The organism is Sphingomonas sp. BE138 (genome assembly GCF_031456125.1).
Classification (GTDB): domain Bacteria; phylum Pseudomonadota; class Alphaproteobacteria; order Sphingomonadales; family Sphingomonadaceae; genus Sphingomonas.
The window spans coordinates 46,192-55,747 of sequence record NZ_JAVDUC010000018.1 but is presented as its reverse complement, the minus strand read 5'-3'; the positions used below and the strand labels follow the sequence as shown (position 1 = coordinate 55,747).

General features: G+C 68.2%; 10 protein-coding genes. 2 read left to right on the top strand and 8 right to left on the bottom strand.

Features of this window, described 5'->3' with window-relative positions; all coding sequences use genetic code 11:
* Window positions 1–86: 86 nt before the first annotated feature.
* Complete coding sequence (locus J2Y58_RS17195) at window positions 87–428, bottom strand: MlaD family protein (protein WP_310105792.1); 342 nt, start codon at window positions 426–428, stop codon at window positions 87–89.
* A 113-nt stretch (window positions 429–541) separates the two neighbouring features.
* On the opposite strand from J2Y58_RS17195, the gene J2Y58_RS17190 reads away from it, so the two are divergent.
* The gene (locus J2Y58_RS17190) at window positions 542–955 is read left to right on the top strand and encodes a PaaI family thioesterase (protein ID WP_046408736.1); all 414 of its coding nucleotides are present in this window, start codon (window positions 542–544) and stop codon (window positions 953–955) included.
* Complete coding sequence (locus J2Y58_RS17185; RefSeq protein WP_052742494.1) at window positions 952–1,383, top strand: PaaI family thioesterase; 432 nt, start codon at window positions 952–954, stop codon at window positions 1,381–1,383. Before J2Y58_RS17190 ends, J2Y58_RS17185 begins: the two co-directional genes overlap by 4 nt.
* Window positions 1,384–1,388: 5 nt before the next feature.
* Here the strand turns inward: J2Y58_RS17185 and J2Y58_RS17180 are convergent, their stop codons facing one another.
* The 7 genes from J2Y58_RS17180 to J2Y58_RS17150 are packed head-to-tail and all read right to left on the bottom strand — an operon-like array spanning window position 1,389 to window position 9,536.
* The gene (locus J2Y58_RS17180; RefSeq protein WP_046408737.1) at window positions 1,389–2,360 is read right to left on the bottom strand and encodes an alpha/beta fold hydrolase; all 972 of its coding nucleotides are present in this window, start codon (window positions 2,358–2,360) and stop codon (window positions 1,389–1,391) included.
* On the bottom strand, window positions 2,357–3,931 hold the full coding sequence (locus tag J2Y58_RS17175; protein ID WP_310105783.1) for an NAD(P)/FAD-dependent oxidoreductase: 1,575 nt from the start codon (window positions 3,929–3,931) through the stop codon (window positions 2,357–2,359). Before J2Y58_RS17175 ends, J2Y58_RS17180 begins: the two co-directional genes overlap by 4 nt.
* Window positions 3,932–3,957: 26 nt before the next feature.
* Window positions 3,958–5,571, bottom strand: coding sequence for an acyl-CoA synthetase (locus J2Y58_RS17170; protein WP_046408739.1), 1,614 nt, complete (start codon window positions 5,569–5,571; stop codon window positions 3,958–3,960).
* A 17-nt stretch (window positions 5,572–5,588) separates the two neighbouring features.
* The gene (locus J2Y58_RS17165) at window positions 5,589–6,683 is read right to left on the bottom strand and encodes an acyl-CoA dehydrogenase family protein (protein WP_066781966.1); all 1,095 of its coding nucleotides are present in this window, start codon (window positions 6,681–6,683) and stop codon (window positions 5,589–5,591) included.
* A complete protein-coding gene (locus J2Y58_RS17160; protein ID WP_066781967.1) occupies window positions 6,684–7,904 on the bottom strand; it encodes an acyl-CoA dehydrogenase family protein in 1,221 nt (406 codons plus the stop codon). It lies immediately after the preceding gene.
* 4 nt (window positions 7,905–7,908) lie between these two features.
* Window positions 7,909–8,367, bottom strand: coding sequence for a Zn-ribbon domain-containing OB-fold protein (locus J2Y58_RS17155; RefSeq protein WP_046408743.1), 459 nt, complete (start codon window positions 8,365–8,367; stop codon window positions 7,909–7,911).
* Complete coding sequence (locus J2Y58_RS17150; RefSeq protein WP_046408744.1) at window positions 8,364–9,536, bottom strand: thiolase C-terminal domain-containing protein; 1,173 nt, start codon at window positions 9,534–9,536, stop codon at window positions 8,364–8,366. Before J2Y58_RS17150 ends, J2Y58_RS17155 begins: the two co-directional genes overlap by 4 nt.
* Window positions 9,537–9,556 lie beyond the last annotated feature (20 nt).

Sequence of the window (9,556 nt, the reverse complement as noted above, 5' to 3'; positions counted from 1 at the left end):
AAATGGAGCAGCTTACCACTGGCAGGATTTCTCTCCGCCGCACCGGCACCTATGCCGGCGCTCCCGTGGCCGGGTTTGTCACCGCCCTACACAAGACTGATGTTGGCCGTCCCTGCCAGTGCGGATCGCGCGATCGTTGCCTTGACACCTGTGACGATGGGGGTTCCCGGTTCGAGGCTGATGGTGACGAGAACCGCTGAGGGATCAGCTCCGTCAAACCGTATGGACGTGACATGGCCCGCCGGGACGCCCGAGAACGTCACTGGTGATCCCTTTTCCAGGCCGGCGACGCTCCCGGTGAAACGGATGAGATACGGGTTTCCGTCTCCACTTCGCGCATCGAAAAGCCAAAGGGTGAAGACGAGAAGCGTGCTCAGCAGAAGGCCGGTGACCGCGAGCACAAGGAATTTGTTGGATCGCGTTTCCATCGCAGGATGCAGACGTTAAGGCGAAGAAGTTTGTAAGTAAACCGTACCGTTTTCCTGTGCTTGGCTTGTGGACGCGGCGGGGAACAGGAATCGTCTGGGCAGGGAGGGGTTTTATGGTTGGAGACTTGAGCTTGCGACCGGGCGACATACCGTGGGGCAATCGGCTGGGCCTTGAGCTCGTTTCGATCGGCGACGGGCTCAGTTCGCTCCGGGTCGATTGGCACGCGGAGCTGGCGGACGAGGAGGAGGCGCTCGCGACCGGTGTGTTGACGAGCCTCATCGATCAGGCCTGCGGCGTTGCCGTGATGTCTCGATTGGGCAGACGGCTGGCGATCTCCACCCTTAACCTGAAGGTGGACCATGTGCGATCCGCCGAGGCGAGATGCCCCGCGACGGCGTGGGCTCACTGCTACGACGCGACCGAGCACCGTGCGTTCGTACGCGCCGAAGTCTGGGATACAGATCCGTCTCACCTGATCGCGACTGCCCAAGGCGTCTTTTCGATCAATCGGGCTGTCGCCCCATGAACGAAGGCGCGATCGGGGCCAGTACCGGGCGGAACGGCTTTGCGAAGCTACTCGGTACCATGATGACGCAAAGCGGTGAAACGTTCACGCTGATCCCCACGGAGGAGCTTGTCGGGAATCCCATTCTGCCCGCCTTGCATGGAGGCGCGATCGCGTCCTTTCTTGAGCTGGCCGCACAGCTTGCTCTCTCCCGCACACTCTCGCCAGGGCAGTCCTGCCGGCTGATCAGCATGAACCTTCAATTTCTCGCCCCGGTCAGACTGGGCGCAGTCAGCACGACGCCGACGCTGGTGCGCGTAGGGCGTCGTGTCGCAGTGGTGCATGCCGAAGGCGTCGAGCGAAACGGAACCGGAAAACTGTGCCTTGCGCAGCTGGAATTCGCCGTCGGACAATCCTCCGGAGACGAGGATCACACCCGACATTCCTGATTGGTTCAGCGGGCCGATCTCCAGAGAGCAAGGATGCTTCTGAGCGCCGTCGCGAAGGCGAGCGGCTCATCCAGCATCAGGTGATGGCGCGCGTTGGGCACCGCGACGATCGGGATCGCGCCGGCTCCCAGTTCGCGCAGATATGCCGCGGAATCCCTGCCGAAGAGCGCGCTGTGCTCGCCGTAGATGATTGCCAGCCGACCGGGCGCCGCGGCGACACGGCGACCCATCGTCATCCATTCGTCCGCCGAGTTGCCGCGCGCGAACACCGCGGGCGAGAACTTCCACGTCCACGCGTCCCCGTCCCGCCGGAGCGAATGATAGGCCATGTAGTCCATCAGGAACGGCTCACCCGCGGGCTGTGGCGGCGCGAGCACGTAGCGCGCGCGTGCGGTCGGGTAATCGGGATACCGGCTGGCGGGCTTGTTCGGGTCGCCCGAGCCGGGGCTGCCGCGTCCGCCACGCCAGTAGGCGGCAAGCGCCTCCGGCCGCATGATCATCAGGTCGCAGATGATCGCGCCCGCGAACCGTTCGGCCGCGATCGTCATCGCGGTCACCGCGACCCCCGCGCCGAAGCTGTGGCCGATGATCACGGGCGGCGCAGCACCGTCGAACAGCCCGGTCGCCTCCGCCACCGCGATCATCTCGCGCCCGCGGCCGTCACCATCGATCCCCACGCGCGCGTCGCTGTCGCCCATGCCCGCAAGATCATAGGCGACCACATGGTAGTCCGCGGCGAGCAACGGCGCGATAAACGCCCAGCAGCGCGCATGGGCAAGAAAGCCGTGCGCCATGAGCACGCCCGGCTTTGCGCGGTCGCCCCAGCGCAGGTAGTGGATCTGCGCGCCCTCTACGGTGACGAAGCCTTCTTCCCGCGGAACGGCCAGCGCATCGACGAACCAGTCCGGCAGGTGCGACCCGTCCTCGGCCCATATCGGGTCGATGTCCGACGATCCGGTAGCCTCGGCGGCGCTCATGCCGACAGCCGGAAACCGCTATAGCCCGCCTCGGCGACCGCATCGCAGATCTCGGCATAGCCGACCACAGACGGATAGTTGAGTAGCTGACGCGGTTTGCCTGGGATGTTCGCTCCCATGTACCAGGAATCGGCCCTGGGAAAGAGCGTCATGGCGGCGATCTCGTCGATGTGGCGCGCCCATGCCGCGTGCGCGTCCGGCTCGGCCTCGAAGCGGGACCACCCGCCCGTGCGCAGATGCTCGAGGAACCGGACGACCCAGTCACCCTGCACCTCCGCGGCAGTCGGACCATTGGAGAAGCCGGACGGGCTCTGCGGGCCGTAGAGGAACACCATGTTAGGGAAGCCCGAAACCGCGTAGCCGAGATGCGTGCGTGCGCCTTCGCCCCACGCGTGCGCCAGCGTCGCCCCGCCGCGCCCGCGAATGTCCATCTGCATCAGCCCTCCCGTCACTGCGTCGAAACCGGTCGCGAGCACCAGGACGTCGTGTCGGCGCTCACCGACGCTCGTGGCTATGCCGTCGGGCAGGATCCGTTCGATCGGCTCTTCCCGCAGGTCGACGAGTTCGACGTTCGGCTGGTTGAAGATGTCGTAATAAGTCTGCTCGAGCGACGGCCGCTTGACCCCGAACGGATGCGGCGGGTCGCTGGGTGCGAGCTTCTCCTGCAACGCTGGGTCGGTGATCCGCTCGCGCACCTTGTCTCGCCAGAAATCGTAGGCCAGCCGGTTGGCGCGCTCGTCCACCAGGATGTCGGCGTAGTTGCCGACCCAATAGTGGAAGCCGCCCGCCGCCCACAGCCGCTCGAACGCCGCGGTGCGCTCCTCGCTTGACACCTCGAGCGCGGACTGGTCGAGCCGCAGGATCTCGAACCCGCCGCTGCTCAGTCGGCGTTGACGGAAGATCTCGGGGTAACCGGGCTTGGCCTGCTCCTGCTCAGCCGCGGTCAATGGGCGCTGGCGCATCGGCAGAGCCAGTATAGGTGTGCGCTGGTAGATCGTCAGCTGCGCAGCCTCGCGTGCCGCCTCCTGAGCGACCTGCACACCGCTCGCGCCGGTCCCGATGATCGCGACGCGCTTGCCGCCAAAGTCGATGCCCTCCTGCGGCCAGTGGGCGGTGTGGTGGGCCGGGCCGGCAAAGCTGTCGAGTCCCGAAAGTGACGGGATGTACGCCTTGGCCGCAAAGCCGGTACACGGTAGCAGATAGCGGGTGGTCAGCCGCTCTCCATCGGCGAGTTCCACTCGCCAGAAGCCGGCATGTTCGTCGAACACGGCGGAGCGCATCCTGACGCCGAGCGTCATTGCAGGCCAGAGGTCGAGAACGTCGCAGGCATGTCGGAAATAGCGACGCAACTCGCGCCAGCCTGGGAAGCGTTCCGACCAGGTCCAGTCGCGCCACACCCGCTCGTCCGAGAACTCGTAGATCGGAACATGCGAATCGACTCGCGCGCCAGGGTAGCAGTTCCAGTACCAGATGCCGCCCGGCTCCGCCGCCGCATCCACCAGCCGAACGTTGAAGCCGTTCTCGCGCAACTTCCCGAGCAGGTAGATCCCGCTGAAGCCCGCGCCGATCACCAGCGCGTCGATGTCGGGCACGCCCGTCATCGCGCAGCGACTGCCGCGACGGCGATGTCGGTCGCCGCCTTGTAATCCGCCTTGCCGTTCGGCGCGCGCAGCGGTCGGTCCGTGACGACGATCGCTTTGGGCGTCTTGTAGCCGGCGAGCGCGGCGCGCACGTGAGCGCGCACCGCCGCCTCGTCTACTGTCGCCCCCGGTGCGGCATGGACCACCGCCGTCACCGCCTGGCCCCATTTCTCGTCGGGCACGCCGACCACAAGCGCGTCCGCGACCGCTGGATGCGTCTTCAGCACCTCCTCCACCTCTTCCGGATAGACCTTCTCACCCGCCGTGTTGATGCACACGCTGCCGCGCCCGAGCAGCGTCAGCGTCCCGTCCGCGGCGACGGTGCACCAGTCGCCAGGCATCGAGTAACGGACGCCGTTGATGGTGCGGAACGTCTTCGCGCTTTTCTCCGGATCCTTGTAGTAGCCGATCGGGATCGCGCCCTTACGCGCGATGAAACCGGGCGTGCCGCTGCCCGGCACGACCGGCCGGTCATGCTCGTCGAACACGTCGCACAGCCCGCCGATGGTGAAGCGTGCGGTCGCCGTCTCGCCCGCCGCGCTGGTGACCGACAGGCCGAACCCCAGCCCTTCCGACGCGCCGAAGCTGTCCATCAGCACGACTTGCGGGATGTGCCGGATCAACCCAGCCTTCACCTCGCGGCTCCACATCACCCCGGATGAAACGATCGTGACGAGGCTGGACGTGTCGTAGCGCCCGGGCGCGGCATCCAGCGCGGCCAGCATCGGCTTGGCGAAGGCGTCGCCGACGATCGCGATCGATTCGACGCGGTCGCGATCGACCGACCGCCACAGCTCGTCGGCATCGAACGATTCACCGCCGAGCGTCACGATGCAGCCGCCGCTCATCAGCGTGCCGATGGACGTGATGAAGCCGGTGCCGTGCATCATCGGGCAGGCGGGCATCGTACGCCGGCCCGGTCCGTCGCGCGCGGTCAGCGCCGCGGTTTCTGCAAGGTCGGCGGGCGTCGGCCCCATCAGCCGCTGCGCGTCGAGTTGCGCCTCGCGCATGTCGGTGTGCCGCCACATCACGCCCTTCGGCATCCCCGTCGTGCCGCCGGTGTAGATGAACAACTCGTCGTCGGGCGAGCGCGCGATGCCGAGCGGCGCGCCGTCGCCCTCCCGCGCGAGCGCCTCGTAGGGCAGCGCGAACGAGGCGCGCTCCGCCTCAGGACCGATCTCCACGAAGGTATGCACCTTGCCGAGCCGGCCGTGCAGCTCCTCGATGCAGGCGCGGAACTCGGCGCTGTAGACCACGACCTCGCTGTCGCTGTCGTCGAAGATGTAGAACACCTCGTCGGGCCGATAGCGGTAGTTGATGTTGACGTGGGTCAGGCGTCCCTTGAAGCACGCCGCCATCAGCTCGCCGTATTCGGGCCGGTTGCGCATATAGAAGGCGACCTTGGCGCCCGGTCCCGCGCCCCGCGCACGCAGCGCCCGCGCGATGTTGTTTGAACGGCGCGCCATCTCGGGCCAGGTGATGACCCGGTCGCCGTGGATCAGCGCGGGGGCGTCGTGGGGCATTACGGGCTCGATCGCGTCGAGGATGTCGCCCAGGTTCCACTGCGTCATGCCTGCTGCTCCTCGTCTCAGGCGGCGCGTTTGCCCCAGCCCTGCAGCGCGGCCGCCTCCGCGCGCACGATCTCCGGCCCGCCGAGCAACTGCCGGTCGAAGCCGATGCGCTTGAACCAGTAATGGAGGCCGAGCAGGTCGGTGAACCCCATCCCGCCGTGGACCTCCGTGGCGGTACGCGCGACGAATCGGCCCACCTCCCCGGTGTGAGACTTGGCATGACATGCCATCAGCAAAGCCTCATCCGGGACCGCGTCGAACGCATGCGCCGCGTACCAGACGAGCGATCGGCACGGCTCCAGCCGCGCCGCCATCTCGGCGCACATGTGCTTGACCGCCTGGAAGCTGCCGATGACGCGCCCGAACTGCTCGCGCTCCCCGGCATAATCGACCGCCCGCGCGATCATCACGTCGCCCGCGCCCACGCTGTCCGCCGCGAGCAGCACGCGGCCCGCGGCGACAAGCCGGTTGGCGGTCCCGCCGTCGTCCTCGCCGAGCGGCTCGGCCGCGACGCCGTCGAGCCGCAACTCTCCCACCGACCGCGTGAGGTCGATCGTGGACAGCGGAAGGCGTTCGAGCCCGTCCGCCTCGCCGGCGACCAGATGCAATTGGCCGCCCTGGTCGGCGATGACAAAGGCATCGGCGTCGGCGCTGTCGAGCACGAACAGCGCGGAGCCGCTGAGCGTGCCGTCCGCGGCCGTGACGCCGCCGCCGTCGCGACGGTTGACGACCTCGGTCAGCCCGACGCCGAAGCGCGCGCTGCCGTCGGCAATGCGCGGCAGCCAGCGCGCCTGCTGCGCCGGCGTGCCGGCAAGCCGCAGCGCAAGCGGGGCGAGGACGCAGCGCGCCACGAACGGCACCGGCGCCACCGCTGCGCCGAGCGCCTCCGCCACTACTAAGGCATCGAGCAGGCCCAGGCCGAGGCCGCCGTGCTCCTCGGGCACCATGATGCCGGAAAGGCCAAGCTCGGACAGCGCCGCCACCACCGCCGCACTGACGGCATGGCCGCCCTCCGCGACCTCGCGGACGTGATCGAGCGGGCAATGTTCGCGCAGCAGCCGATCGACCGCGTCGCGCAGCATCCGCTGCTCGGGGGAAAGACCGAAATCCATCTATGCCGCCCCCGCCTTGGGTGCGCGCGCGTGCTCCAGCTTCGGCTCGCGCGGCATGCCGAGCCCCCGCTCGGCGATGATGTTCTTCTGGATCTGCGCGGTGCCGCCGCCGATGATGAGGCCGAGCTGGAACATGTAGTTCCACTGCCAGCTTCCGCCCGCCCGCTCGCGCCGGCTGCCGCCGTACAGCAGGCCGAGCTCCCCCATGGCGTCGATCGCCAGCGCCGAGATCTGGTGCGCCAGTTCGCACGACTGGAGCTTGACGATCAGCTTGGCGAGGCCGCCGGGTTCGCCCTTCAGCGAATTGGACAGCAGCCGCAGGCCGTTGAACTTCATCGCCGCGACTTCGGCCTGCAGCGCCACCAGCCGGTCGCACAATGCCGCGTTGTCGATCGCGCGCACGCCGTCGATCCGTTCATCGTGCATCAGCTGCACGAGCGCGGCGAGGCGATTCTCCAGCGCCGCCGGGTCGCCCAGCATGCCACGCTCGTAACCGAGCGTGGCGTTGGCCACCATCCAGCCCTGCCCGCGCTGGCCGACGATCTGGTCCACGGGCACGCGCACGTCGGTGAAGAAGGTTTCGTTGAACTCGGCGTGGCCCGTCATCGTGCGCAGCGGGCGCACCTCGATCCCGGGTGTTTTCATGGAGAAGATGAGGTAGCTGATCCCCGCATGCTTGGGCGCGTCCGCTTCCGTCCGCACGAGGCAGAAGATCATGTCCGCCTGATGCGCGGTGCTGGTCCAGATCTTCTGCCCGTTGATGACGAACTCGCCGTTCTCCTCGCGCGCGCTGGTGCGCAGCGCCGCCAGATCAGAGCCCGCGCCCGGTTCCGAATACCCCTGGCACCAGACGATCTCGCCGCGCAGCGTCGGCGCGATCCAGCGGCGCTTCTGCTCCTCCGTGCCGAGCTCGAGCAGCGTCGGAACGAGCATCGAGATGCCCTGGTTCGACAGCCCGCCCGGCACGCCCGCCGCGGCGAACTCCTCGGCGATGATGCGCGAGGTGAGGATGTCGGGTTCGGCGCCGAAGCCGCCATATTCGCGCGGAATGGTGCGCGCGGTGTAGCCGTGTTCGAGCAGCAGCTGCTGCCACGCGACCGCGTCCGCCCCGGCGCGCTGCGCCGCGCCGGGCGCGGCCGGGGCACGGTGGCGGTTCTCGGCGATGAACGCGCGCAGCTCATCGCGGAACGCCTCGTATTCCGGGCCGTAACTCAGGTCCATCGGTTCACGCTCCTGCAGCTGGTGTGAAGACGGGCAGCCGAAACCCGTCGCCGATCGTTTCGAAGGCCAGCGCCACCGGCATGTCGAGCGCGAGCGTGGCAGGGTCGGCGCCGGTCAGCCGAGTCGCCATGCGGACGCCCTCGTCCAGCTCGACCACCGCCGCTACATACGGCACGTCGGCCGCGAAGGCGGGGTGAAGCGCCTGGTGCGTCACCGTCCAGGAAAACAGCCGCCCGCGCCCGCTGCTCGGCTCCCAGGCGAACGACGGCGAGCCGCAGCGCGCGCACATGTAGCGGGGCAGGTGGCGCCACGTCCGGCACTCGCCGCACCGTTGGAAATGGAGCGTGCCGCCCTGGCAGCGCTGCCAGAACTCCTGCTCTACCGGATCCTGCGGGTGCGGCAACGGCTTGGGCGGCGAGACGGCGGGTGCCCGCAGCTTGGGCGCAATGTCGTCGTCGTTCATGCGAACCTCCGCAGGATGGCGATGCTGCCGTCGCCCAGGTCGCCCCAGCCGGTGACGAGCCCCGTCTGTGCTCCCGGCACCTGGCGCTCGCCGCAGTCGTGCCGCAGCTGGCGCACGGCCTCGACGACGTGGTTGAGCCCCCACACGTGCGCCTCGCTCAGCAGCCCGCCATGGGTGTTGAGCGGAAAGCGCCCGCCGAGCTCGATCTGCCCGTCACGCACGAAGTCGAGCGCGCCGCCCGGCTCGCAATAGCCCATCGCCTCCAGCTGGAGCAGCACGACGTAGGTGAAGCAGTCGTAGACCTGGAGGAAATCCATCTCCTCGCGGCGCACACCGGCCATTTCGAAGGCCTTGGGCGCGGCGTAGCTCAGCCCGATCTTGAACGGATCCGGGCGCGAGGGGATATCGTCCGCGGGATAGGGATGCCCCTCGGCGGCGCCTGCGATTGTGACGGGCACATGCGGCATGTCGCGCGCGCGGTCGGTGCGCGAGACGACGACCGCGCACGCGCCGTCGGTCTCGAGGCAGCAGTCGTAGAGCCGGAACGGCTCCGACACCATCCGGGCGTCGTGGTAGGTTTCCCAGTCGAGCGGCCGGCCGTAGGTGAACGCCTTCGGATTGAGTTGCGCATGCCGTCGGCACGCCATCGCCACCGCCCCCATGGCTTCCGGACCGACGCCGTGGAGCTGCGAATGCCGGGTCGCCAGCCAGGCATACATCTGCACCGGCAGGAACACGCCATAGGGCATGTAATACCCGCGGATCGTGTTGGTCAGCGTGTTCATGTTCATCGGCCGCGTGGGCGGAGCGCCCGGCTTGGGCCGCAGCGCGGAGAAGCCGTTCCAGCCGAGCGTGACGAGCACGTGGTCGCACAGCCCCGCCGCGATCGCGATCGCCGCATGCTGGAGCGCGGTCGTCGGACTCGCGCCGCCCATGTGGACGGTCGCGGCGTAGCGCAGCACGTCGTTGCCGAGGTTCGCCGCCAGTTCCTCCGACGTGGTGTAGATGGGCGGCGGCACCATGCCGTCGATGTCGGACGGGCGCAGCCCCGCGTCCGCGATCGCGCGCCGCGACGCCTCCAGCATCATGTCCACCGCGGTGCGCTCGGTGCCCTTGACGTAATCGGTTTCCCCGACGCCGGTGATCGCCGCCTTGTCCGAGAAGGTCATATCTGTCCCTCCTGTACCAG